Origin of the sequence: uncultured Oscillibacter sp. (genome assembly GCF_910587525.1) — a bacterium.
In the GTDB taxonomy this organism is placed as follows: domain Bacteria; phylum Bacillota; class Clostridia; order Oscillospirales; family Oscillospiraceae; genus Oscillibacter.
Map to the genome: position 1 here is coordinate 20,798 of NZ_CAJULS010000006.1, position 23,679 is coordinate 44,476.

Annotated in this window: 24 protein-coding genes; 18 read left to right on the forward strand and 6 right to left on the reverse strand. The window is 57.6% G+C overall.

The annotated features are described in order from the left end of the window. Nucleotide 1 precedes the first annotated feature (1 nt). From QZ326_RS01455 to QZ326_RS01515, 13 genes are all read left to right on the forward strand, one after another. The gene (locus QZ326_RS01455; protein WP_295740499.1) at nt 2-256 is read left to right on the forward strand and encodes a DUF370 domain-containing protein; all 255 of its coding nucleotides are present in this window, start codon (nt 2-4) and stop codon (nt 254-256) included. After that, nucleotides 253-849, forward strand: a complete 597-nt coding sequence (gene gmk / locus QZ326_RS01460; RefSeq protein WP_295740502.1) for a guanylate kinase — start codon at nt 253-255, stop codon at nt 847-849. The genes QZ326_RS01455 and gmk overlap by 4 nt, the downstream gene beginning before the upstream one ends. A 73-nt stretch (nt 850-922) precedes the next feature. After that, nucleotides 923-1,147 carry a DNA-directed RNA polymerase subunit omega gene (gene rpoZ / locus QZ326_RS01465; RefSeq protein WP_295740504.1) on the forward strand — a complete coding sequence of 75 codons (225 nt, stop codon included), beginning with the start codon at nt 923-925 and terminating at the stop codon, nt 1,145-1,147. A 22-nt stretch (nt 1,148-1,169) separates the two neighbouring features. Beyond that, on the forward strand, nt 1,170-3,638 hold the full coding sequence (gene priA, locus QZ326_RS01470; RefSeq protein ID WP_295740505.1) for a primosomal protein N': 2,469 nt from the start codon (nt 1,170-1,172) through the stop codon (nt 3,636-3,638). Nucleotides 3,639-3,680: 42 nt separating this feature from the next. Further along, nucleotides 3,681-4,175 (forward strand): peptide deformylase, encoded by a 495-nt coding sequence (def, locus tag QZ326_RS01475; protein ID WP_295740506.1) that lies wholly within the window; start codon nt 3,681-3,683, stop codon nt 4,173-4,175. Between the two features lie 4 nt (nt 4,176-4,179). Then, complete coding sequence (gene fmt / locus QZ326_RS01480) at nt 4,180-5,100, forward strand: methionyl-tRNA formyltransferase (protein ID WP_295740507.1); 921 nt, start codon at nt 4,180-4,182, stop codon at nt 5,098-5,100. A 13-nt stretch (nt 5,101-5,113) separates the two neighbouring features. Continuing rightward, nucleotides 5,114-5,848 carry a zinc metallopeptidase gene (locus QZ326_RS01485; protein WP_295740508.1) on the forward strand — a complete coding sequence of 245 codons (735 nt, stop codon included), beginning with the start codon at nt 5,114-5,116 and terminating at the stop codon, nt 5,846-5,848. Continuing rightward, complete coding sequence (gene rsmB, locus QZ326_RS01490; protein ID WP_295740509.1) at nt 5,845-7,173, forward strand: 16S rRNA (cytosine(967)-C(5))-methyltransferase RsmB; 1,329 nt, start codon at nt 5,845-5,847, stop codon at nt 7,171-7,173. The genes QZ326_RS01485 and rsmB overlap by 4 nt, the downstream gene beginning before the upstream one ends. Then, the gene (gene rlmN, locus QZ326_RS01495; RefSeq protein WP_295740510.1) at nt 7,170-8,213 is read left to right on the forward strand and encodes a 23S rRNA (adenine(2503)-C(2))-methyltransferase RlmN; all 1,044 of its coding nucleotides are present in this window, start codon (nt 7,170-7,172) and stop codon (nt 8,211-8,213) included. Before rsmB ends, rlmN begins: the two co-directional genes overlap by 4 nt. Further along, nucleotides 8,210-8,950: a Stp1/IreP family PP2C-type Ser/Thr phosphatase gene (locus QZ326_RS01500; RefSeq protein WP_295740511.1), complete on the forward strand. Its 741-nt coding sequence runs from the start codon at nt 8,210-8,212 to the stop codon at nt 8,948-8,950. The genes rlmN and QZ326_RS01500 overlap by 4 nt, the downstream gene beginning before the upstream one ends. Before the next feature lie 15 nt (nt 8,951-8,965). Next, nucleotides 8,966-10,939: a Stk1 family PASTA domain-containing Ser/Thr kinase gene (gene pknB, locus QZ326_RS01505; protein WP_295740512.1), complete on the forward strand. Its 1,974-nt coding sequence runs from the start codon at nt 8,966-8,968 to the stop codon at nt 10,937-10,939. Continuing rightward, complete coding sequence (rsgA, locus tag QZ326_RS01510) at nt 10,936-11,832, forward strand: ribosome small subunit-dependent GTPase A (RefSeq protein ID WP_295740513.1); 897 nt, start codon at nt 10,936-10,938, stop codon at nt 11,830-11,832. Before pknB ends, rsgA begins: the two co-directional genes overlap by 4 nt. Before the next feature lie 563 nt (nt 11,833-12,395). Then, nucleotides 12,396-13,934: a DUF3794 domain-containing protein gene (locus tag QZ326_RS01515; protein WP_295740514.1), complete on the forward strand. Its 1,539-nt coding sequence runs from the start codon at nt 12,396-12,398 to the stop codon at nt 13,932-13,934. Nucleotides 13,935-13,983: 49 nt separating this feature from the next. Here the strand turns inward: QZ326_RS01515 and QZ326_RS01520 are convergent, their stop codons facing one another. The 4 genes from QZ326_RS01520 to QZ326_RS01535 form a co-directional block, all read right to left on the reverse strand. Continuing rightward, the gene (locus QZ326_RS01520) at nt 13,984-14,460 is read right to left on the reverse strand and encodes a YbhB/YbcL family Raf kinase inhibitor-like protein (protein WP_295740515.1); all 477 of its coding nucleotides are present in this window, start codon (nt 14,458-14,460) and stop codon (nt 13,984-13,986) included. A 1-nt stretch (nt 14,461) separates the two neighbouring features. Then, complete coding sequence (locus QZ326_RS01525; protein WP_295740516.1) at nt 14,462-15,229, reverse strand: amino acid ABC transporter ATP-binding protein; 768 nt, start codon at nt 15,227-15,229, stop codon at nt 14,462-14,464. Between the two features lie 12 nt (nt 15,230-15,241). After that, nucleotides 15,242-15,913 carry an amino acid ABC transporter permease gene (locus QZ326_RS01530; RefSeq protein ID WP_295740517.1) on the reverse strand — a complete coding sequence of 224 codons (672 nt, stop codon included), beginning with the start codon at nt 15,911-15,913 and terminating at the stop codon, nt 15,242-15,244. Nucleotides 15,914-15,997: 84 nt separating this feature from the next. Then, nucleotides 15,998-16,846: a transporter substrate-binding domain-containing protein gene (locus QZ326_RS01535; RefSeq protein WP_365327993.1), complete on the reverse strand. Its 849-nt coding sequence runs from the start codon at nt 16,844-16,846 to the stop codon at nt 15,998-16,000. Nucleotides 16,847-17,062: 216 nt separating this feature from the next. On the opposite strand from QZ326_RS01535, the gene spoIVA reads away from it, so the two are divergent. Continuing rightward, complete coding sequence (gene spoIVA, locus QZ326_RS01540; protein ID WP_295740518.1) at nt 17,063-18,538, forward strand: stage IV sporulation protein A; 1,476 nt, start codon at nt 17,063-17,065, stop codon at nt 18,536-18,538. 39 nt (nt 18,539-18,577) lie between these two features. Here spoIVA and QZ326_RS13350 read toward each other — a convergent pair whose 3' ends face one another. Further along, on the reverse strand, nt 18,578-19,408 hold the full coding sequence (locus QZ326_RS13350) for a methylated-DNA--[protein]-cysteine S-methyltransferase (protein WP_326171702.1): 831 nt from the start codon (nt 19,406-19,408) through the stop codon (nt 18,578-18,580). Nucleotides 19,409-19,521: 113 nt separating this feature from the next. On the opposite strand from QZ326_RS13350, the gene QZ326_RS01555 reads away from it, so the two are divergent. The 3 genes from QZ326_RS01555 (at nt 19,522) to QZ326_RS01565 (ending at nt 21,997) form a co-directional block, all read left to right on the forward strand. Further along, on the forward strand, nt 19,522-20,292 hold the full coding sequence (locus tag QZ326_RS01555) for a type III pantothenate kinase (protein ID WP_295740519.1): 771 nt from the start codon (nt 19,522-19,524) through the stop codon (nt 20,290-20,292). Between the two features lie 113 nt (nt 20,293-20,405). Next, nucleotides 20,406-20,960: an RNA polymerase sigma factor gene (locus QZ326_RS01560; RefSeq protein ID WP_295740520.1), complete on the forward strand. Its 555-nt coding sequence runs from the start codon at nt 20,406-20,408 to the stop codon at nt 20,958-20,960. Between the two features lie 404 nt (nt 20,961-21,364). Continuing rightward, nucleotides 21,365-21,997 (forward strand): hypothetical protein, encoded by a 633-nt coding sequence (locus QZ326_RS01565; protein ID WP_295740521.1) that lies wholly within the window; start codon nt 21,365-21,367, stop codon nt 21,995-21,997. 53 nt (nt 21,998-22,050) lie between these two features. Here the strand turns inward: QZ326_RS01565 and QZ326_RS01570 are convergent, their stop codons facing one another. Further along, nucleotides 22,051-23,289, reverse strand: a complete 1,239-nt coding sequence (locus QZ326_RS01570) for a 6-phosphofructokinase (protein WP_295740522.1) — start codon at nt 23,287-23,289, stop codon at nt 22,051-22,053. Nucleotides 23,290-23,533: 244 nt separating this feature from the next. Here QZ326_RS01570 and QZ326_RS01575 point away from each other — a divergent pair. Then, a partial coding sequence (locus QZ326_RS01575) for a class II fructose-bisphosphate aldolase (protein ID WP_295740530.1) occupies nt 23,534-23,679 on the forward strand: 146 nt, incomplete at its 3' end.

Here is a 23,679-nt window from a genome sequence, read left to right on the forward strand (position 1 = left end):
CATGAAGCTGATTAACATCGGATTTGGGAATTTGGTTTCGGAGGAGCGGCTGGTGGCCGTCATCAGTCCGGACTCTGCTCCGGTGAAGCGTATGATTCAGGAGACCCGGGAGCGGGGAATGCTGATCGACGCCACCTACGGGCGGAAGACTGCCTCCGTCTTTGTGATGGACAGTGACCATGTAATTCTGTCAGCCCTGCCGCCGGAGCGGTTTGGCGGCAGAGAGGAGAATACAGAGGAGAGTGAGCGCATATGAAGAGGGGAAAGACTTTTATTGTCTCCGGCCCGTCCGGGGTTGGTAAGAGTACCGTACTCAAGTCCCTGTTGGACCGGCGGGAAAACGTATATTTCTCCGTATCCGCCACCACCCGGGAGATTCGCCCCGGTGAGGAGGACGGCGTGCATTACCACTTCCTGGAGGTGGACACCTTCCGCCAGTGGATCGCCAGGGAGGAGTTTTTGGAGTACGCGGAGTATGTGGGCAATTTCTATGGCACACCCAAACGGTATGTGGATGAGGCCATGGACCGGGGTGAGGATGTGATTCTGGATATCGAGATCCAGGGAGCCATCCAGGTGAAGAGCAAGCGGCCGGAGACGGTGAGCATTTTCATTGCTCCGCCCAGCTGGGCGGAGCTGGAGCGCCGCCTCACCGAACGGGGCACCGACAGCCCGGATAAGGTCCAGAAGCGGCTGCTGCGGGCCAAGGTGGAGTTTCAGACGGCCCACACCTACGATTACTTTGTCATCAATGACAATGTGGAAAACGCGGTGCGGGAGCTGGAGGCCATCATGACCGCAGAGCACTGCAAGCCTAAGGAGCGCATGGAGATCATAAACGGAAACTGAGGCCCTATTTTTACACGCGGCAGTTTCCGGCAAAATTTTTAAGCCTGATTTGGCAGAATGGAAGTAGAGTATTATGATGCTGTATCCTGCAATGGACAAACTGACAAGCTATGTACCCAACCGCTATATGCTGGTGAACGTGGTGGCCCGCCGTGCCCGCCAGATCGCCGAAGCCGCCGAAGCGGCGGGTGAGCCCCTGGACGAGAAGCCGGTAACCCTGGCTATCCATGAGGTGGCAGAGGGCCGTCTGGAAGCCGGCAATGCGAATCTGACGGCGGACGAGGACACGGCGGAGTAACCGGAACGAAAGGGGGCGGGGCATGGAGGCCGTTGTGATTTGTAAGGTCGCGGTCAGTGCCGCGCCCTATGCCATAGACAAGCCCTATGATTATTTGGTGCCGAAGGCCATGTTGGAGGCGGCGGTCCCCGGTGTCCGGGTGATGGTCCCCTTTGGACGGGGAAATCGGAGCTCCGAGGGTGTGATTCTGGCGCTGGGAACGGGACCGCGAGACAAGCGGCTTAAGTTGCTGACGGCGGTACTGGACCGGCAGCCGGTACTGGATCGGGCGGGGATTGAGCTGGCGCTCTGGATGCGGCAGCGGTACTTTTGCACCCTCTTCGAGGCTGTGAAGACCATTCTGCCTGCGGGGCTCTGGTATCAGCTTCGAGAGGTCTGGATGCTGTCGGACCTGCAGATGGACCGGCTGACGGCAGACGGCATGGCCGCCTCCGTTAAGCAGGCTGTTCCAGTGTTGGACGTGCTGTACGCCAACGGCGGCAGCGCGGATTTGGAAACACTGCGCTCCAGCTGCGGCGAGCAGACAGAGGCGGTGCTGCGCAGGCTCCAGAAGACCGGCGTGGTCACCTGTGAGACTGCCGCCCGGCGAAAGATCGGGGACAAATCCCGTCGTATGGTAGAGCTTGCTCTTCCGGCCGAGGAGGCCCTGGCCGCAGTGGAAGCAAAACGGCGCTCCGCGCCTCAGCGCTATGAGACGGTGAATCTCCTGGCCTCCGCCGGACGGATTTCCGTTGCCGATGTGTGCTATTTCACCGGTGCGTCCATGCGGACGCTGCGGACTTTGGAAAAGATGGGCCTTGTGGCCTTTTCCGAGGAGGAAACTCTGCGGCTTTCCACCCTGGAACAGGCGGAACCTGGCCCGGCCATCGTACTGAGTGGAGAACAGCAGAGGGCCTTTGACCTGGTCCTGTCTCTGACAGAAGAGCCCTTGGCACAGGCGGCGCTTTTGCAGGGCGTCACCGGCAGTGGCAAGACCCAGGTCTATTTGCGTTTGGTACAGGAGATGCTGGCCCGGGGCAGGGACGCCATGGTGCTGGTGCCGGAGATCGCGCTGACACCGCAGATGATGCGAAAGTTTTCCTCCTACTTTGGAGACCGGGCTGCTATGCTTCACAGCGGCCTGCGCATGACAGAGCGCTATGACCAGTGGAAGCGCATTGGGCGGGGGGAGGTCCAGGTGGTTCTGGGTACCCGCTCCGCCATTTTCGCGCCGCTGCGGAAGCTGGGGCTGATTATTTTGGATGAGGAGCAGGAGAGCAGCTATCAATCAGAGAACCCGCCACGGTATCACACCCGGGACGTGGCAAAATACCTTTGCGGCCGGCATGGAGCCACGCTTGTGCTGGGTTCTGCCACACCAGCGGTGGAGACAGCCTGGGCCGCAGAGAGCGGAATTTACCACAGGGCGTTACTCCAGCAGCGATATAACCGGCACAGCCTGCCAAACGTGCTGGTTGCAGATCTTCGGGAGGAGATCCGTGCCGGGAATTCCGGCTTGATCGGCGGCATTCTGCGCGGTGAACTGGAACAGAATCTTGCCCGGGGAGAACAGAGCATTCTGTTTTTGAACCGCCGGGGCAGCAGCCGCATGCTGCTGTGCGGGGAGTGCGGCCATGTGCCGGAGTGTCCCCGGTGCAGTACGGCGCTGACCTACCACTCCGCCAACGGGCGGCTGATGTGCCACTACTGCGGGCACTCCCAGAGAGTGAGTGATAACTGTCCAGTATGCGGCGGTATGATGAAGCATGTGGGCGCCGGCACTCAGCGGGTAGAGGAGGAGCTGCGGGAGCTGTTTCCGGAGGTGGGGATACTGCGAATGGATGCAGATACCGCCTCCGGCCGCCATGAGGAGATTTTATCTCACTTTGAGAAGGAGCGGGTACCGATTCTCCTGGGCACCCAGATGGTGGCCAAGGGGCTGGATTTTGAAAATGTGACACTGGTGGGCGTCTTGTCCGCCGACCTCTCTTTGTATGTGGACAACTACCGGGCCGCCGAGCGTACCTTCAGCCTGCTGACCCAGGTGGTGGGACGGGCGGGCCGGGGAAACCGGGCGGGCCGGGCGGTGATTCAAACCTACACGCCGGGAAACGACGTGATCCAATGTGCCGCCCGGCAGGACTACGATGGGTTTTATAAAAATGAGATCCGCCTGCGTCGGCTGCGGCGCTATCCGCCCTTTGCCGACCTCTTTACCTTTACGGTCTCCGGGTCGGAGGAGGGGTGTGTTCTGCGGGCCGCGGCGGCCCTGCGGGAGCGCCTGCGGGTTCTATGCACTGCGCCGAAGATTGCGGCCAGCCAGCCAGAGGTTCTGGGACCTGCACCTGCTCCGGTGGTGAAGCTGAACAACCGCTACCGCTACCGGGTGCTGCTGGTGGGAAAGAACGACAAGCCAACCCGGGAGCTGGTGAGCTGGGTCTTGAAGGAATTTGCCAATAACCGCGAAAATCGCGGACTACATATTTTTGCGGACTGCAACGGGCTGGAGTGAGTTCCAAAACAGCGGTTCGGACCATTTGGGAGGATAAAATTTATGGCATTGCGGAAAATCGTAGAACAGGGCGAGGACTGCCTGACCAAGGTCTGCCGCCCTGTGACAGACTTTAACGCCCGGCTGCACCAGCTGCTGGACGACATGTCGGAGACGCTGGCGGAGGCCAGCGGCGCGGGGCTGGCTGCTCCACAGGTAGGGGTTCTGCGTCGGGCTTGTCTTGTGCTGGATGAGGAGACAGAGGAGTATCTGGAGCTGATTAACCCGGAAATTATTGCCCAGAGCGGCGAGCAGACAGGGCTGGAGGGCTGCCTCAGCGTTCCTGGAAAATGGGGGATTGTCACCCGGCCTAATGTGGTGCGTATCAAAGCCCAGGACCGGGACGGCAATTGGTTCGAGGCTGAGGGCGAGGGGCTGACAGCCCGGGCGTTCTGCCATGAGATCGAGCACTTGGACGGACATATGTATACGGAGCACATTGACCACTTCCTCACGGAGGAGGAACTGCAGGAGTATCTGGACGAAGAGGAGGAATGAGTCTGTGCGCATTCTGTTCATGGGAACACCGGAGTTCGCTGTGGCGTCTCTGCGGCGGCTGGTAGCGGACGGCCACGCGGTCTGCGGTGTCTTCACCCAGCCGGATAAGCCGAAAAACCGGGGGCATCGGCTGACCTTCTCGCCAGTAAAGGAGTATGCCATTACAGAAAGCCTTCCGGTTTATCAGCCCGTCACTATGCGGGACGGAGGGGCATTGGACTTGGTGCGGGAGCTGGCACCGGAGATGATCGTGGTGGCGGCTTACGGAAAGATTTTGCCGGAGGATATTTTGAATGTTCCGCTCTATGGCTCCATCAATGTCCACTCATCCCTTCTGCCCAAGTACCGGGGGGCAGCTCCCATCAACTGGGCAATCTTGAACGGCGAAACAGAGACCGGCGTCTCAATCATGTATATGGCAAAGGAGCTGGACGCCGGAGATGTGATCCTGCAGAAGCCGACGCCCATCGGGGCGGAGGAGGACGCCCAGGCTTTGACGGTCCGGTTGGCAGAACTGGGGGCCGAGGCACTTTCTGAGGCGGTGACAGCCCTGGCAGCAGGGACTGCCGGGCGGACACCTCAGGATGCGCGCCTGCAGACCTATGCCTCTATGCTGAGCAAAGAGATGTCCCCCGTAGACTGGACCCGTTCCGCCCATGAGATCGCCTGTCAGGTGCGGGGGCTGATTCCCTGGCCCTGTGCCTCTACGGATATTATCGGCGGGGAGCCTATGAAGCTGTTCTCCGTACGGGAGACCGGGGAGAAGACCGCAGCTGAGCCCGGAACCATCACGGCAGCTGGCAAACAGGGCATCGATATTGCCTGCGGAAATGGGAGCGTGCTTCGAATTGTAGAGCTCCAGGCCCAGGGAGGCAAGCGGATGACTGCGGCAGCCTATCTACTGGGGCACCCAATCCAATGCTGAATCGAGGAATTCTATGCCTTATTACTACAACTACGGAGATTTTCTTGCCAACAACATCTACTGTATCCTGCTGATCCCGGTGATGATCCTCTCCCTCTGGGCCCAGGCCCAGGTCAGCGGAAACTTCCGGCGGTACGGTGCCATCGACAACCGCAGGCGTCTGACCGGCGCCCAGGCGGCAGAGGCAGTTCTCCATGCCCACGGCGTGTACGATGTTCCCATCCGTTCCTGCCGGGGAAAGCTGACGGACCACTACGATCCCAGAGATAACACCATCTATCTCTCGGATTCTGTCTACGCCGCCCCGACCATCGCGGCGGTGGGGGTGGCGGCCCATGAGGCGGGCCACGCTGTCCAGTACGCTGAGAACTACGGCCCTGTGCGGCTGCGGGGGGCTATCATTCCCGCCACGCAGATCGGCTCCAAATTCTCCTTTATCCTGCTGATTATCGGTATGGCACTGTACAGCCAGACGCTGTTTCTTGCGGGAATTCTGCTGTTTTCCCTGACCACGCTCTTCCAGCTGGTGACGCTGCCAGTGGAGTTCAACGCCTCCGCCAGGGCCATCGAGACCATTGAGGGCCAGGGTCTGCTGGAGGGAGATGAAATCGGCGGGGCAAAGAAGGTTCTGCGGGCGGCGGCCATGACCTATGTGGCGGCACTGCTGATGTCCGCCCTGCAGCTGCTGCGGTTCGTGCTGATCTTCCTGGGCCGAAGCAATAACGGGCGCAGGGGAGGCAGCCGGTGAGCGCCCGGGAGACGGCCCTGCGGGTGCTGTCCAGCTGCCGAGTGAGCGGGGCCTGGGCGGATGCCGCCCTGAAAGCCCAGTTGGGCCGGGACGGCCTGTCCGGTCCGGAGGCGGCGCTTTGCAGCAGGATTGTCTACGGTGTGACCCAGAACCGGCTGCTGCTCGACTTCTATCTCACTGCGTACTGCTCCCAGAAGCCGGACCACCTCCAGCCGCCCCTGTTGGATATCCTCCGCATCGGCGCTTATCAGATTCTGTTTCTGGACAAGGTGCCGGACAGCGCCGCGGTGAACACCTCCGTAGAGCTGGCAAAGACGGCGGGACGGGGACAGGCCGCCGGCCTGGTTAACGCTGTTCTGCGGAAGATATCCCAGAATAAAGACAATCTGCCGCCCATTCCGGAATGGGACGAGGCAAGGTACCTCTCCATCCGGTACAGCCATCCCAAGTGGCTGGTGAAGCGGCTTTTAGCCATGCTGGGCAGGGAGGAGACGGAGCAATTTCTCGCCGCCAGCAACAGCCAGCCGCTCACAGCGGCTCAGGTCAATCCCAGACAGGGGACGGCGGAAGAGCTCTGCAGGACGCTGGAGTTGGAGGGCGTAAAGGCCGAATCCCATCCCTGGCTTCCGGATTGTCTCCTTCTGTCCGGGACGGGGGATTTGGAACGCCTGAAAGCTTTCCGGGATGGATTGTTTTATATCCAGGACCCGGCGGCCCGGCTGGCGGTCATAGCGATGGATGTAAAACCGGGAGACCGGGTGCTGGACGTGTGCGCCGCTCCCGGGGGCAAATCCTTTGCCGCTGCCATCGTTATGGAGGATCGGGGGAACCTTCTGGCCTGCGACCTCCACGCGAACAAGCTGAAGCGCATCCGGGAGGGTGCGGAGCGGCTGGGGCTTACCTGTATTGAGACCGCTGCCGCCGATGGCAGGACGGCCTGTCCGGAGTGGGCGGAGCGATTTGACGCGGTGCTGGTGGACGCCCCCTGTTCGGGCCTGGGAATTATCCGGAAAAAGCCGGATATCCGGTACAAAAAGGCCGGCGATCTCTTTGCTCTGCCGGTGGTGCAGCATGACATATTGGACAACACGGCCGCCTATGTCCGGCCCGGCGGTGTACTGATATATTCCACCTGTACCATTTTACCGGAGGAGAATGGCCAGACTGTAGACTCCTTTTTGGCGGAGCACCCGGACTTTTCCCGGGAAACCTTTTCCATGCCGTTCCTGGGCGAGGTCCCGGGGGAGATCACCCTGTGGCCCCAGCGCCACGGAACCGACGGCTTTTACATCTGCCGTATGCGGCGGCAAGAGAGGAAATTATGAACGAGCTGAAGTCCATGACTCTTTCGGAGCTGACGGAGGTCCTGCGGGCTATGGGGGAACCGGCCTTTCGCGGAAATCAGGTGTTTACCTGGCTTCACAAGGGGATACAATCCTATGATGAGATGAAAAACGTCCCTAAGGGCCTCCGGGAGAAACTGGCGCAGACCTGCCCTTTGGCTGTGCCGAAGGCGGCCCGAAAGCAGGTCTCCCGGCTGGACGGGACCGTCAAATACCTGTGGGAGCTGGCGGACGGCAATTGCGTCGAGTCCGTTCTCATGCGGTACCGCTACGGCAATACCGTGTGCGTCTCCACCCAGGTGGGCTGCCGGATGGGCTGTGCCTTCTGTGCATCCACTATTGCGGGAAAGGTCCGGGATCTAACGCCAGCTGAGATTTTGGACCAGGTGATCTTCACTCAGATGGATACTGGGGAGACGGTTTCTAATATTGTTCTGATGGGCATCGGAGAGCCGCTGGATAACTTTGACGCGGTCCTGCGTTTTTTGGAGCTGGTGAACCACCCGAAGGGGCTGAACATTGGAATGCGTCACATCTCCCTGTCTACATGTGGAGTGGTCCCTGGTATTCGCCGCCTTGCGGAGACGGGACTGCAATTGACGTTGTCTGTCTCTCTCCATGCACCGGACAGTGAGACCCGCTCAAAGATCATGCCGGTGAACCGGGCTTATGATGTGGAGGAGCTCTTTGCCGCCTGCCACGATTATTTTCAGAGAACCGGACGGAGGATCTCCTTTGAGTACGCCATAATCGATGGCGTCAATGACCACGACTGGCAGGCGGATCTGATCGCCCAAAAACTGCGGGGAATGCCCGGCCATGTGAACTTGATCCCTCTGAACGACGTGGCGGAGAGCTCTTTGAAGCCATCAAGGCGGTTGGCAGCCTTTCAAAAGCGCCTGGAATCCCATGGCCTCACTGCCACCGTGCGGCGGAGTCTGGGCGGAGATATTGACGCCTCCTGCGGACAGCTCCGCCGGAAGGCAATGGAAGAAGCACAGAAAGGGGAGGATTCCCAATGATTCGAGTACAGGGTATCACTGACGTAGGATTGGTTCGCAAGGAAAATCAGGATGCCTACGCAGTGAGGGAGGAGACCGATTCCGGCCACACAATCTGCGTGGTCTGTGACGGCATGGGCGGTGTTGCCGGCGGAAAACTGGCCAGCCGCATCGCCGTCACCACCTATCTGGAGGAGCTGGAGAAAGTACTGTCTGCCTCCATGGACCCGGAACAGCTGCGGGAGGCGTCATCTTACGCCGTCTCACGGGCCAATTGGGCCATCCGGGCCGCTGCCGGAGAGTCGCCGGAGTATGGCGGCATGGGCACCACACTGGTCTCTGCTGTAGTCTATGAGGGCGGGGCAGTCATTACCAACGTGGGGGACAGCCGGGCTTACCATATCGCCGCCGGAAAAATCACCCGGGTTACCAGGGACCACTCTCTGGTACAGAGTATGGTGGAGCGGGGAGATATCACCGCCGAAGAAGCGCGCCGCCATCCCAACCGGAACCTGATCACCCGGGCTCTGGGCCCGGATATTGACGCCGAATGCGACGGGTACATCTGCCCCTTGGCGGCAGGGGAATTTTTGCTACTGTGCAGTGACGGTCTGGTCAACACTGTCACAGACCAGGAGATGCTCTCCGAGATCCTCGGCGGCCAGGGCCCGGAACATTCCCTGGAGCGGCTGCTGCAGATCGCCAAGGAGCACGGCGCGCCGGACAATGTGACGGCTGTGCTGCTGCAAATGCTGTAAGAAGGGGGGAGACGTATGGACCAATACATCGGAAAAATGCTGGATAATCGCTATGAGATTTTAGAGCGAATCGGTATGGGCGGAATGGCGGTGGTCTACAAGGCCAAATGCCACCGGCTGAACCGCCTGGTAGCCATTAAAATATTAAAGAGCGATTTAGCCCAGGACGCAGATTTCCGCCGCCGTTTTAATGCGGAGTCCCAAGCAGTCGCTCAGCTGTCTCACCCCAATATCGTATCTGTCTACGATGTGTCCAAGGGCGGTGACATCGAGTATATCGTCATGGAGCTCATTGACGGTATCACGCTGAAGCAGTATATGGAGAAACGTGGCCGTTTGAATTGGCGGGAGTCCCTCCATTTTATCACGCAGATCATGCGCGGCCTCTCTCACGCCCACAGCCGGGGGATTGTGCACCGGGATATCAAGCCCCAGAATATTATGGTTCTGCGGGACGGCAGCGTGAAGGTGGCCGACTTTGGCATCGCCTGCCTTGAAAATTCTGCCCAGACCTTGACACAGGAGGCCCTGGGCTCCGTCCACTATATCTCGCCGGAACAGGCTCGGGGCGACCGGACCGATGCCCGCAGCGATATCTATTCCGCCGGTGTGGTGCTGTATGAGATGCTGTCGGGACGGCTGCCCTTTGAGGGGGACTCCGCTGTGTCCGTTGCCATTCAGCACCTGAGTTCCATTCCACTGCCCCCCCGGGAGGTAAATCCTGAGATTCCTGAACAGCTGGAGCTGATCTGCATGAAGGCCATGGCCCCGGATATCAACCGCCGGTATGGCTCTGCGGATGAAATGATTCTGGATCTGGAGGCTTTTCGCAAAAATCCGGACACCAATCTGGACTTTGAGATGCGGGATCTGCGGCCTGAGGAGGTGGACGAGCCCACTATGAAGCTGAGGACCAGCGGGCCCCACGGCAGCAGCATTGCGGTTTCTCACCGCTCCACTTCTGTCCGGGAGCGGGAACGCCGCCGGGATTACGACGACTACGATCCACCGGAGAGAGGCGTCAGCAAGGGACGTGTAGCGTTGGTTGTGGTGGCCTGTGTGCTGGCGCTGGCGCTGGCAGGAGTGCTGTTCCGCTCCATTCTGGGCTCTTTTCAGCCAGTGGCGCCGGAGCAGTACACTGTTCCCAGTGTGTTAGGCTACACCCTGGAAAATGCCGGCAATCTGCCGGAGGTCAAGGACATTTTCACCATTACGCAGCAGGACGAGGCCCTATACTCCAACGAATACGCCCCGGGAGAGATTGCCAAACAGGAGCCGGCGGCAGGGGAGACCCGCAAAGGAGACAATCTGGAGATCCAGGTCTGGATCAGCGCCGGTCAGGAGACTGGAAATATGCTGAACCTGAAGGACCGCTCCATGGCGGAAGTCACGGTGATGATGCAGGATCTGAAGAAGAAGTTCAATCTGACCATTGAGGAAGCAGAACGAGAGTATGACGATGAGGTGACTGAGGGTCACGTGATCTCCTTTGAGCCCGCCGAGGGATCGGTGCTGAAAAACGGGGATACCATTCGGGTGGTTCTCAGCAAAGGGCCGCAGCCGGTTCATGTTATCCCCGTAAATAATATCTCGGTCGATGTGGCCAGGGCCATGCTGCAAGGATTTGGACTGGATATTGGTGAGGTCACATATGAAAACAGCTCTGAGGTGGATGCGGGGCTGATCATTCGTCAGGACCCCGCGTCCGGAGAAGTGGCCCCCGGTACAAAGATTAACGTGGTGGTCAGCGATGGTCCGGAAGAGGGAGTAGGCGACATTATGACGTATAGCTATACCATCCCCTTGCCTACAGACCGTGACAGTGCCGTTCTGCAGATTTTCCAAGATACGGAGTGCCTGCTGAATGAGCCTGTGGACTGCCGTCCCGGCAGCTATTTCATTCCTCTGGAGGGAACAGGGACAGCCCATATAACTGTCTATATTGACGGTGAACTATTCCGTGAAGAAGACATTACGTTTGGCACATGATGGCAGAGGGACGAATTCAAAAAGCCCTCAGCGGCTTCTATTATGTAGAGACAAACGGTCAGATTCTCACCTGCCGCGCCAGGGGGAAATTCCGCAAGGACGGAATTTCCCCCCTGGTGGGAGATCTGGTAGAGATCCGGGAACTGGGCGGAGGCGAAGGATTTGTGGAGCGCATTTGCCCAAGAAGGAATACTTTTGCCCGACCTGCCGTGGCTAATATCGATCAGTTGGTGGTCATCGCCTCTGCCGCCATTCCTAGGACAGACCCGTACCTCATAGACCGGGTGGCAGCTACCGCGGCGCTGAAAGGGTGCCAGGTCGTGGTTCTCCTGAATAAATGCGACTTGGACCAGGCGGATGAACTATACGAAATCTACCATGCCGCCGGCTTTCCAACACTCCGCGTCAGCGCGGAGACCGGGGAGGGCATGGAGAATTTGAAAGCTCTGATTGCTGGAAAGTTATCTGCCTTTACAGGAAATTCCGGTGTTGGAAAGTCCAGCATTTTGAATGCACTGGACCCTGCATTCCGTATTCAGGTGGGAGAGATCAGTCAGGCCCTCGGGCGGGGCCGCCACACTACCCGCCATGTGGAGCTTTACAAACTGAGCTGTGGGGCCGAGGTGGTGGACTCCCCAGGTTTTTCCTCCTTTGAGACGGATGAGCTGAATCTGGAGTTGAAGAACCGCCTGCCGGAGACCTTTTTGGAATTTGCTCCTTATCTGGATAAGTGTCAATTTGTTGGGTGCAGCCACACCAAGGAGAAAGGTTGTGCCGTGTTGGAGGCTTTGAACCAGGGAAAAATTCAAAAGAGCCGCCACAGTGGTTATTTGCGGCTTTATGAGGAACTGAAACCGCTTCAGGATTGGCAGAGGCAAAAAGGGAAAAAATAATTCCATTATATTGAATAAAAATATCTTTATATCGCATTTTTAAAGACTGCTGGATGCAATTGTCCAGCGGTCCTTTTTATTGCTTAGCACCACGGACAGACTCTGAGGATATACTGTTGTAGTTGACACACCTATGAAAGCAGCTGTGTGTCATACTTCATAGGCAGTCCACACTATATCCGGAAGAGGGGGCGGGACACATGTGCAATCGAGGGCCGGGAGGCAGTTGGTTTCTGGGGGTTCTCGCGGTAGCGCTGGGAGCTGGGATCCTGATTGCGGCTATCTTCCCCGCGGGGTTGCTGATGTTCCTGGTAGCATTTTTGTTGATTGCGTGTGGTCTTGCCTGCTGTAAGCGGTAGAAAGGAGTATTCATATGAACATCGTGGTCTGGAAATCGCCCAAAGCCCTGCGGGGTATTCTGCGCCGGCTGTTTAAGATCAAGGATTGATCCTGCTTTATCATTCACCATGCAAAAATAGGCTGTCCTTCAAAAGATGGCATAAACGTCTCTGGTGGTTCATAGACTGGGACATGAACTGCCGGGAAAGGAAGGACTGTCATTTATGGAGCTGGAATTGAAAAGAGCCGGTCTGAACGCCTATGAGGTGGGCGGAGAACTGGCATTGACCCAAGAGGAGACGACGGAGACCATTGTGCCGGACTACTGCCCGGACATTGCGCGGATCATTGAGACAGAGGGGAAAGTATTCCTCCACAGCAGGGAACTGCGGGATGGGAAAGCAGAGGTGTCCGGTACCATCCGGGTGACGGTGCTGTATACGCCGGACGGGGAGAGCGGTATCCGCACGCTGGAATTTGCCATGCCCTTTACAGTGGAGAGTGACAGCCGGGCCATGGCAGGCTGTACATATCTGACGGCGGAGACCGAGTCGGAATTTTTGGAGACCCGAATGCTGAATCCAAGAAAAGTTTTCACCCACTGCAAGCTGGTAACGCGTCTCACTGGCTATCAGCGGGCTCCCCTGGACTTTTGCACCGATGTGGAGGCGGAGGATAATCTCTGTGTGGAAAAGCGGCAGGAACAGCAGCATGCTATTTTACTGACTCACATTGCTGAAAAGGATTATACCTTTTCAGAGGAGATAAACCTCTCTCCCGGGCGGGAGGGCGCAGCGGAGTTACTGACAAGCCGGGTATGCGGCACCGTTACCGAGGCAAAGGTCGTGGGCAGCAAGCTGGTTTTCAAAGGGATGTTCAGTGTCACTCTGCTCTATCGCACGGCGGAGGGCCGCTGTTGTACGACCTCCGCCGAGCTGCCTTTCTCCCAGATCATGGAGATGGAGGGGGCCTCGGAGGGAGCGGCGGCCACTGTGCAGCTGCAGCTCACCGGGACAGACTTCCAGATTGATGGTGCGGACGACGAGGGCCGTCAAATTTCGGTGACACTGTATTTTCACGCTGTGGCCCTCCTCCGGACAGAGGAGGAGGTCACAGTATTAAACGACCTTTACTCCACCGCTTATGACATGACTTATGAAGCCGGGCCGCTGAATTTGACCAGCTTTTGCGAGACCATGACGCGCCGGCAGACTGTCCGGGAGGTTTTGGAGATTGGTGTGGTAGCTGACTCCATCCTGTCCCTGTCGGTCAATTGCGGACCGGTGTCTGTCAGCAGGGAGGGAGAGGGCGTCACCCTGCGCACTGGGGCCTCTATTCAGGCGCTGTATCTGGATGAAGGCGGCGTGCCGCTGGTAGCGGAGCGATGCATCGATGTGGTCTGCCAGCTGGAGCTGCCAGAGGACTGCCGAATCACCGCCCGGGCTGTCTGCGCTGAAGAGGTGCAGGGTACCTTGGGTGACCGAGGCATTGAGGTACGCTTTCCTGTGGATTTCCGGGCCGAGGCCAGCGCACGGGTGAAGAAAATCTGCATCTCTGCCGCCAAGCTGGATACAGAGTCTGTCAAGGATTTGAGCGGCGCGCCGTCTCTGGTACTGCGGTGTCTGGGAAAACAGGAGACCGCTTGGGATCTGGCGAAGAAGTACAATACCACCATTCCAACGATCCTGTCGGCAAATCAACTGGAGGAGGAGCAGGATATTCCCAGAGAAAAGCTGCTGCTGATTCCCAAAAAACGGGCATAAGAAAAGAGCGTGGAGACCGCCTTGCGGCGTGCTCCACGCTCTTTTCATCTTATGTTCGCCGGAAGATGCCCAGAAGGGAGGCTTCCTGCAAAATGTGGCCGGACATGGCTTTCATAAGTGTCCGCCGCCGGGAGGCGGGCAGGAGGTTCAAACGGCAGTCCAGCACATAGGAACGAAAAACATACCGGTGGGGGATGCGCAAAAACGGCGGCGGATGGGGGCCGCGGTAGCGGTTAGCGCCGTATCCAATACCCTGAACGGCATTTCCCAGGGATAAGACTGACGGTCCGTGGGGAATTCCCTCCGGAATATCTGTCATAGGAGGCAGGTTCCATATCAGCCAATGGCAGTAGGTTTTACAGAGAGGGACGTCTAAATCCTCTAAAATCAGCGCAACGGAAACTGCGTTATCACAGAGGCCGGACAGGCGCAGGGCAGGGGAGAGGTCCTCCCCAAAACCGGTGTGCCGTTTTGGAATGGGACAGCCCTCCCGAAAAGCAGGACTGGTAAGCTTTAGAGCCTCCATGTCAGCCCTCCTCATACCGGGACAGGAACTGCCGGGTCCGCTCCTCCTGGGGGTGTTCGATGACCTGTCTAGGATCGCCCTGCTCTACAATGACGCCGCCATCCATAAAGATGATGCGATCCGCCACGTCCCGAGCAAAGGTCATCTCATGAGTGACAATGATCATGGTGGTCTTCTGTTCCGCCAGTCCCCGGATGACACGCAGGACCTCGCCGGTGAGCTCCGGGTCCAGGGCGGAGGTGGGCTCGTCAAAGCAGAGAATATCAGGGTGTAAAGCTAAAGCCCTTGCAATTGCTATCCGTTGCTGCTGTCCACCGGAGAGCTGGTGGGGATAGTGGTCGGTCCTGTCCGCAAGGCCCATCTGGGCTAGCAGCTCCCTGCCGGCCTCCAGAATGCGTTCTTTAGTCTCATCGCCCCGCTCCTTGGCCAGAAGCTCACGGGCCAAGGTGACGTTCTGCAGGGCTGTGTATTGGGGGAAGAGATTGAAGTTCTGGAACACTAGGCCGAAGTGAAGACGCTTTTTCCGGATCTCGCTCTCCAGCTGGGTCTTAGGGTCCGCAGCGTCAAATAGAAGTTCTCCATTCACCAGAATGCGGCCCTGGTTCGGGGTCTCCAAAAAATTAAGGCACCGCAGGAGGGTGGTCTTGCCGCTGCCGGAGGAGCCGATGATGGCCAAAGCCTGACCTTGCTCCAGAGAGAAAGTGATGTCCTCCAGCACACGGGTGGCGCCGAAGTGTTTTTCGATGTCGTGTACTTCTAAAATTGCCATGTTATCGCCTCCTCACCGAAAATAGTCCAGCTTTTTCTCCACCCAGCCAAAGAGCAGCGTCAGCCCGCCGTTGAACACCAAGTAGTACACACCGGTGAAGAACAGGGGCCACAGCAGTCCCTTGTAGCCGTGAGAGCTCTTCAAAAAGGCCTTGCCCGCCCAGATAACCTCTTGAATTGAGATGACCTGCGCCAGAGAGGTGTCCTTTACCAGGGTGATGATTTCGTTGGACATGGGCGGTACGACGCGCTTTACCATCTGTAGCAGCGTAACCTTGAAAAAGATCTGGGACTTGGTCATACCCAGCACCATTCCCGCCTCTTGTTGGCCTGCGGGGACTCCCTGGATGCCGCCCCGATAGATCTCGGCAAAGTAGCAGGAGTAATTGATGATAAAGGCCACTGCCGCCGCCATAAACCGTCCCGCAGTTCCGGCGGGCCAGGGGTTGCCGGAGGGCAACACCATGCCGGGGATGAAAAAGATAATGTACAGCTGGAGCATCAGAGGGGTGCCCCGGATGACCCAGATCACTGTCCGGGTGAGCCACCGCAATGGGGTAAAGCGGCTCATAGACCCGAATGATACAATCAGGCCCAAGGGCAGCGCCCCGGCCAGCGTGACGGCAAAGAGGGCGAGCGTCTGAACAAAACCCTCATTGAGGGCGCCTACAACGGTCATGAACATGGCTGTCAACTCCTCAAAGATCAGATTGCAGGGAGAAAGCAGGGACCGATTTGAAATCGGCCCCTGCGGATTCAGCGCGCCTGTTTACTTCTGTTCCACCAGCTTGTCACCGATCTTATAGGTGTCGGCAATCTGCTGCATGGAACCGTCGGCATAGCTGGCCTTAAAGAACTCATTGAGAGCGGCGGCCAGATCAGAACCTTTGCGAAAGCCAACGCCGTACTGTTCGTCATTGAGGCTCACAGTATAGGTGAGGTCCGCATAGCTGGTGCCCTCACCGGTCATGGCGACGGCCATCAGGTAATCGATAACGGCGGCGTCGGCGGTGCCGGACTGAACTTCCAGCAGAGCGGTGGCCTGGTCCTGGGTAGCGGTGCAGGAATTGCCCAGCTTCTCGATTTCGGCCTGACCGGCGGAGCCGTTCTCTGCGGCGAACTGGAGACCCTCCAGGCTCTCCACGGTCTGATACTGATCAGCCTTATCCTTGGGGACGATCACGACTTGAGCGTTGTTAAAGTAAGGGTTGGAGCACTCCATGGCGGCCTTCACATCATCGGTGAGGGTCATACCGTTCCAAACTACGTCCAGGGTCTTGCCCTCCAGTTCCATCACCTTGCTGTCCCACTCGATGAGCTGGAACTCAGCGGCCACGCCCAGGCTCTCGGCAAAGGCCTTGGCCAGATCGGCGTCAAAACCGATCCACTCACCGCTGGCATCCTGGTAGTCCATGGGCTCAAACTCGGTGATGCCAACGATCAGGGTGCCCTTATCCTTGATATAGGCCATATCGCTGTCGGTAACCTGAATGCCGGTGGGACCATCCGCTCCGCCGATAATGGGAGCTTCGTCCTTCTTTCCGCCGCAGGCGGCCAGAGACAGGACCACGGCCAGCGCCAGCGACAGGGCCAAAAACTTCTTTCGATTCTTCATCATTTCATCCTCCAGATTTGGACGGCTGTCCATCCGTTTAGTACATTAGCAGTTTATCATGCTAAATTGTCTCTGTAAATACAAAAAATGACCGGAAACTACAAGAAAAAGCCGGGCTTAATTTGTACATTTTTGCTAAAAAAAGACGGGCTGTCATACTTTTATCTCTTGGGACATAGAGTGAACCATGAATATGGAGCGGAAAAAGGACGGGATGCTATGAATACTACAATCTACCAGAATATTGCCACCCGCACGGCGGGGGATATTTACATCGGTGTGGTGGGACCGGTGCGCACGGGCAAGTCCACCTTTATCAAGCGCTTTATGGAAACCCAGGTGATCCCCAACATTGAAAACGTCTACCGCAAGGAGCGGGCCCGGGATGAGCTACCCCAGAGCGGCTCTGGGCGTACCATCATGACGGCAGAGCCGAAGTTTGTACCGGAGGAGGCCGCCCAGATCCAGCTGGAGGATGGCGGATCCTTCTCCGTGCGTCTTATCGACTGCGTGGGCTACATGGTCCGGGGCGCTATCGGCCAGTTTGAAGACGACGCACCCCGAATGGTCACCACACCCTGGTTTGACCACGAGATTCCCATGACCGAGGCGGCGGAGATCGGCACCCGGAAAGTCATCTCAGAGCACTCTACCATCGGTATCGTCATTACCACCGACGGCACGGTGTCCGACATTCCCCGGGAGGACTATCTGGAGGCGGAAGAGCGGGTAATCCGGGAACTCCAGGAGTTGGGAAAACCCTTTATCGTACTGCTGAACTCCGCTGACCCCAGGGGAGACCGGGCGGAGGCCATTGCCAGGGATATTGCCTCCCGGTATGAGGTGAACTGCGCCCCGGTGAACTGCCTGGACCTGGGGGAGGAGGATGTGGCCAATATCCTCAAGGCCGTCCTCTATGAGTTCCCCATGCAGGAGCTGGACCTGTTCCTGCCCCCCTGGGTGGACGCTCTGCCGGCGGATCATCCCATCAAGGCAGGGCTGTATGACGCCATCCGCCAGGGAACGGCGGAGCTGCGACACATCCGGGAGATCGAGGGTGTCATCAGCGCTCTGGGCGGCTGCGAAAATATCAGTGAAGCGAAAATCACCGGTATTGATCTGGGGACCGGCGTGGCCACGGCCAGATTGAGTCTGCCCAGGGAACTGTTCTACCACACGCTGTCAGAGCAGTCCGGCTTTGAGGTGGGAGATGACGGCGACCTCATGAGCCTGCTGACCCGTCTGGCGGCGGTGAAAGCGGAATACGACAAGGTAGCCGGGGCCCTGCGGGACGTGCGGGAGACGGGTTACGGCATTGTCGTCCCCGGCATCAGCGAGCTGACGCTGGAGGAGCCGGAGATCATGAAACAGGGCGGCCGGTACGGTGTGAAGCTCAAGGCCAGCGCCCCCAGCATCCACATGATCCGGGCGGACATCGAGACCGCCGTCTCGCCGATTGTGGGCAACGAAAAGCAGTCTGAGGATATGGTGAATTACCTGCTTCAGGAGTTCGAGGGGGATACCAGCAAGATCTGGCAGTCCAACATCTTTGGACGCAGCTTCCACGAGCTGGTGAACGATGATCTCCAGGCCAAGCTGAAACGGATGCCGGAGGATGCCCGGAAGAAGCTTCAGGAGACCCTGACCCGCATCATCAACGAGGGCAGCGGCGGGCTGATCTGCATTATCCTGTAAATTTTAAAAGAGGGCATTGGGTTTCCAATGCCCTCTCTTTTATGGTATTTCCTCCGGAAGAGGCCTGCGCACATACCCTACAAGGTCCTTTCGGACGGCGCCCAGACGCCGGAAGGTCTCCCGGCCCTGGCGGAGGGTCATGCCGTGGTTTTCATCGCTGGGCTGGTCCTCGCCAGGGTCGAATACATCATTTTCCCAGAGACAGACTGGGCAGATATAGGCAACGGCGTCCTTTTCCGGCACGGGAAGGGTCTTGTAGCCGCAGCAGGGGCAGGGAAACTTCCCCGGCTCCGGCGGGGGAAGCGGCTCGTCTGGGGCGAAGGGCAGATTCTTCCTGGCCTCCGGCAGATACTGGAACCCCGGCCTTTTTTCACGTTCAAGGGTGCTAGACCTTGCTGTGTTCACACCCTCCAGCGTCAAGAGAAACCGCTTTTTCTCCACGCCTCCGGCGTAGCCCGTCAGGCTGCCGCCCGCGCCCAGCACACGGTGACAGGGGATAAGAATGGAAATGGGATTATGGCTCACTGCGTTTCCCACTGCCCGGGGAGAGGAACCCAGCGCCGCCGCCAGGGCCCCGTATGTACGGGTCTGCCCACAGGGGATCTCCAGCAGCTGTCTCCAAACGGCTTGTTGGAACGCACTCCCCGCAGGGGACAGAGGCGGCAGGGCAGGGGGACAGTTTCCAGCAAAGTAATCGTCCAGCCAAAGCGCGGCCTTCCGAAATATGGGAAGTGCCGGCGCCTTCTGCGCCTCCGGGTCCAATCCGGCGGCAAAATATTTCTGGTTTTCCAGCCAAAGCCCGGTGAGAGCCGTTCCGTCAGAGGCCAGACGCACAGAGCCCACAGGGGAGGGGATATCTGTGAAAAACATTGCGCGCCTCCTTTTTCCATTTTAGTATACCAGCTTTTTGGAAAGCTTGCAAGAGGGGAAAAATCGTGCTATCATAACATTATAAAAAGAAATCTGAATTGGAGGAGGCTGCCATGTTACTGGCCATTGACGTAGGGAATTCCAACACTTCGGTAGGGCTGTTTGACAAGGGAAAGAATCTGCGGTTCCTGGCCTCTCTGGACACAGACAGCCGGAAAACCGCCGATCAGATCAGCGTGGACCTAATGAACCTGTTTACATTATACCATTTTGACTATAACCAGGTCAGCGGTGCAATCCTGTGCAGTGTGGTGCCTCCCCTGAATTTCATGATGGAGAAAGCTCTGACAAGGCTTTTAGGCCGTCCGCCCATGGTAGTGGGCCCCGGCGTCAAGACAGGACTGAACATTCGTCTGACTGTCCAGACCCAGGTGGGGGCGGATATTGTAGCCGACGCTGTGGCCGCTCTAGAGAAATTTTCTCCGCCCATCATCACTATCGATATGGGTACAGCCACCACTATCGGCGTGATTTCCCAGGGGCGGAACTATGAAGGGGGACTTCTGCTCCCTGGTGTCAATGTATCTCTGGAGGCTTTGAGCCGCCGGGCTGCCCAGCTGCCGGACATCTCCCTCCAGCACCCGAAGGCGCTGATTGGCAAGACCACGGAGGACTGTATGCGCTCCGGCATTGTCTATGGTACCGCCGGAATGCTGGACGGTATCATCGACCGTATTTGTGAGGAGTTCCCAGGGCAGCAGGTCAGCGTGGTGGCCACCGGGGGCAACGCCCCGGTGATCGTCCGGTATTGCCGGAATCCTATTGTCTATGACAAATTCCTCTTAATGGACGGACTGTGGACCATCTATCAGAAAAACCGCTGAGTTTTATCCGGCGCTCTTTGCGCCGGATTTTTTCTGTTCGGAGAGAACTTTTCCGATGATTTGTTGTCTGGATAGGTGAGAGGCCTTTCAAAAGATCAGAGAGGAGTGAATGAATGGAGGACCATGTCATTGTTGAGATGTACTGGAGACGGAACCCGGAAGCTATCCGGGAGACTGCTAAGGCGTATGGACCGTACTGCAAAACCATTGCCCGTAATATTTTGCATGACGCCCGGGATGCAGAGGAGTGTGTCAACGACACTTGGCTGGGGACCTGGAACGCTATACCGGAGAATCGCCCCACGCTGTTGGCGCCGTTTTTGGGCAAAATTACCCGAAACCTGGCCTTTAACCGCTATAAGTCCGCCCGGGCTGAGAAACGGGGCGGAGGGGAGTTTCCCCTGGTGCTGGAGGAACTTTCGGAGTGTGCCTCCGCCAATGACACTGTGCAGACGCTGGAGGCAGCAGAGTTGGGGCAGGCGGTCAGCCGTTTTCTGTATACACTGCCGGAGCGGGACTGCAATGTATTTCTGCGCCGGTACTGGTTTGGTGAGCCTCTGGCAAAGATCGCGGGCCGGTATGGGATGCGGGAGAACTCCGTAAAGACCTGTCTGTACCGCAGCCGAGAGAAACTGCGGCAGTATTTGGAAAAGGAGGAGGTTTTATGAATCAGCAGGATCGGCTGTTTAACGCCATTGGCGAAGTGGATCCGTATTTGGTCGCCCGCAGTGAAAAACGGCAGCGGCATTGGGCCAGATACTGCCTTACAGCGGCGGCATGTCTGGCAATACTGCTGACAGCGGGCCGCTTTTGGCCTCAGCCGGAATTTCAGGATCCAGACAATTACGATAATCCCCCCCTTGAATATGTAGTCCCTGACAATCGGGAAACATTTCTGCCTTTGCCCGGCAGCAACGGCGGCACCCTCCGCCTGCTCAGCTACGCGCCGTTATCTCAGGAAGAAGCAGCGGATTTCCTCATTTATGTGAACGAGGAGCAATTTTATATTTGTGAAGATAATGGACTTTACCGTATCAGAAGTACCAATCCTTTACCAGAGGATTTCCCGGAGTTGGGACTGGATATCCTCCATCTGCCCGGAACGGCTCCCGATATGGTTAAGACGGATGCGGAGAACGTTGTGAAAGACTATTATGCGCAGTTGACCTCGGAAGAAATGGCCGCCATCCTGCCAGGCAGCCTCTATCTTCGGGCGAGCAACGGCACAGATTGGGATTCTGAACAGGCGGAGCTCTGGTTTGTGGAAGATGGCCGCGGGGGAACATTTGTCCTGATTTCCCGCTATTTCCTGGAGGCAGAGGAGGGAATGGGGACCCGTTTCCGGGACATGGCGTCCAGCTTCCGGGTAGTTCCCTCGGATGAGACGGTGCCAGATTGGATGCAGGGGCTTTACGAAACCACAGACCGGCTGTTCCCGGCGCTGTTTTCCAATGACCTCTCCGGCATCTCTGACCTGTTGGCGGCAGATGCGGACGCAGACGCCTATGGGGAAGACGTCTGGGAGTACCTTTCCATCGCCTCTGTGGATTACATGCCGGACAATGACCAGGACCCAGTCTCCGCCAAGGTCTCCGTCAAACACCGGTTGAACCTGGAGGAAGGGGAGAGTTACAGCTATCTAACTATGGAGCTGGTCTACCAGGATGGGGAATGGCGTTTGTCCTGGTCCGGTATCGAGAAATGAGAAAAACAACCCCGCTCCTAAAGAGCGGGGTTGTTTCAATGACGAGACGGCGCTTACTTCGCCAAAACCTTCTTCAATCTGGCAAAGCGGGGCAGAGAGTCCTGCTTGGGCAGGGTGGGCTCACCCTGGATCAGAGGCAGGGCGTAGTCGATAAATTCCTTCTTAACACCGTTGTGAGTCTCATTGATCCACTCCAAAGGCACCTTCTTCTCTGTGTTGGCCACATCCGTGAGGCCCAGCAGCTTGGTTTTACAGACATACTGACCGTTCTCATAGCTGCGCTCGAAGCCCACCATCTTGTCGGTGATGCCGGACACGGCATTCTCCACGGCGGCCTTGCCGGACATAAAGGACTCCTCAATATCGGTTTCAGAGGCCAGATGGGCGCCGCAGCGCTGTAGCAGGCTCAGCTCGATCCCCCGGACCTTGGCGCCGGTCTTTGCCTTGCAGGCCTCAGCCAGTGTGGCGGCCAGACCACCAAGCTGGGCATGGCCGAAACCGTCGGTAGCGGAGGTCTTCGCCTCAGAGACAAAAGAGCCATCGGCGTAGTGGATGCCCTCGGAGACAGCCACCATACAGTTGCCCTTCTCCTTATAGATGCGGTCCACATCGCTGAGGAACTGCTCCATGTCAAAGTCCACCTCGGGGAGGTACACCAGGTCGGGGCCCGCGCCATAGGCGGTGGCCAGGGCAGCAGCGCCGGCCAGCCAGCCGGCGTGGCGGCCCATGATCTCGATGACGCAGATCATGCCGGTGTCATAGACCCGGGCATCCTGATAGACCTCCATGCAGCTGGTGGCGATATACTTGGCGGCGGAGGCAAAGCCGGGGCAGTGGTCAGTGCCGAAGAGGTCATTGTCGATGGTCTTGGGCACGCCCATCACGCGGCACTCATAGCCCACCTTCTGCATATACTTGCTGATCTTGTTGCAGGTATCCATGGAATCATTGCCGCCGTTGTAGAAGAAATAGCGGACATCGTACTTCTTGAAAATCTCCAGGATACGTTTGTAATCGGTGTCGTCCACGTCCGGGTCCGCAATCTTGTAGCGGCAGGAACCTAGGGCGGAGGAAGGAGTGTACTTCAGCAGCTCCAGCTCCGCAGGGTCCTCCTGGTCCATATCGAACAGGCGGTCGTTCAAAACGCCCTTGATGCCGTGCTCCGCGCCCAGCACCCGGGTGATGTTGGGATTTTTCAGCGCAGTGCTGATTACGCCGTAGGCGCTGGCGTTGATGACAGAGGTGGGGCCTCCGGACTGACCAAAGATGCAGGCGCCTTTCAATTCACTCATGGGAAAAACCTCCTAAAAATTTGTGTTGTCCCTGATCGTAAACAGTAATCAATGGTGTAATTTATCATATCATTGAAAAAAAGAATTGTAAATACTTGCATTTTAATTTTTTTGTGATATTATCTAGGGAGAAAAACGTTTTCGCCTTTTCAAATCCTGTATTTTTCAATTTGGCAGGAAACCGCCTGCCTTGTAAAGACAGAGTGGGGAAGGGCGGACGCAATAAAATGAGGAGATGATTGTTATGGCACTGGTCACTTCTACCGAGATGTTCAAGAAGGCCTATAACGGGGGCTACGCCATCGGCGCCTTCAACGTCAACAACATGGAGATCGTCCAGGGCATCACCGAGGCCTGCCGCGAGGAGAAGGCCCCTGTGATCCTCCAGGT

Coding starts and splice junctions, on each gene's coding strand:
- QZ326_RS01455 (WP_295740499.1), top strand. CDS start 2: ATGAAGCTGATTAACATCGGATTTGGGAATTTGGTTTCGGAGGAGCGG.
- gmk (WP_295740502.1), top strand. CDS start 253: ATGAAGAGGGGAAAGACTTTTATTGTCTCCGGCCCGTCCGGGGTTGGT.
- rpoZ (WP_295740504.1), top strand. CDS start 923: ATGATGCTGTATCCTGCAATGGACAAACTGACAAGCTATGTACCCAAC.
- priA (WP_295740505.1), top strand. CDS start 1,170: ATGGAGGCCGTTGTGATTTGTAAGGTCGCGGTCAGTGCCGCGCCCTAT.
- def (WP_295740506.1), top strand. CDS start 3,681: ATGGCATTGCGGAAAATCGTAGAACAGGGCGAGGACTGCCTGACCAAG.
- QZ326_RS01485 (WP_295740508.1), top strand. CDS start 5,114: ATGCCTTATTACTACAACTACGGAGATTTTCTTGCCAACAACATCTAC.
- rlmN (WP_295740510.1), top strand. CDS start 7,170: ATGAACGAGCTGAAGTCCATGACTCTTTCGGAGCTGACGGAGGTCCTG.
- QZ326_RS01500 (WP_295740511.1), top strand. CDS start 8,210: ATGATTCGAGTACAGGGTATCACTGACGTAGGATTGGTTCGCAAGGAA.
- pknB (WP_295740512.1), top strand. CDS start 8,966: ATGGACCAATACATCGGAAAAATGCTGGATAATCGCTATGAGATTTTA.
- rsgA (WP_295740513.1), top strand. CDS start 10,936: ATGATGGCAGAGGGACGAATTCAAAAAGCCCTCAGCGGCTTCTATTAT.
- QZ326_RS01515 (WP_295740514.1), top strand. CDS start 12,396: ATGGAGCTGGAATTGAAAAGAGCCGGTCTGAACGCCTATGAGGTGGGC.
- QZ326_RS01520 (WP_295740515.1), bottom strand. CDS start 14,460: ATGGAGGCTCTAAAGCTTACCAGTCCTGCTTTTCGGGAGGGCTGTCCC.
- QZ326_RS01525 (WP_295740516.1), bottom strand. CDS start 15,229: ATGGCAATTTTAGAAGTACACGACATCGAAAAACACTTCGGCGCCACC.
- QZ326_RS01530 (WP_295740517.1), bottom strand. CDS start 15,913: ATGTTCATGACCGTTGTAGGCGCCCTCAATGAGGGTTTTGTTCAGACG.
- QZ326_RS01535 (WP_365327993.1), bottom strand. CDS start 16,846: ATGATGAAGAATCGAAAGAAGTTTTTGGCCCTGTCGCTGGCGCTGGCC.
- spoIVA (WP_295740518.1), top strand. CDS start 17,063: ATGAATACTACAATCTACCAGAATATTGCCACCCGCACGGCGGGGGAT.
- QZ326_RS13350 (WP_326171702.1), bottom strand. CDS start 19,408: ATGTTTTTCACAGATATCCCCTCCCCTGTGGGCTCTGTGCGTCTGGCC.
- QZ326_RS01555 (WP_295740519.1), top strand. CDS start 19,522: ATGTTACTGGCCATTGACGTAGGGAATTCCAACACTTCGGTAGGGCTG.
- QZ326_RS01560 (WP_295740520.1), top strand. CDS start 20,406: ATGGAGGACCATGTCATTGTTGAGATGTACTGGAGACGGAACCCGGAA.
- QZ326_RS01570 (WP_295740522.1), bottom strand. CDS start 23,289: ATGAGTGAATTGAAAGGCGCCTGCATCTTTGGTCAGTCCGGAGGCCCC.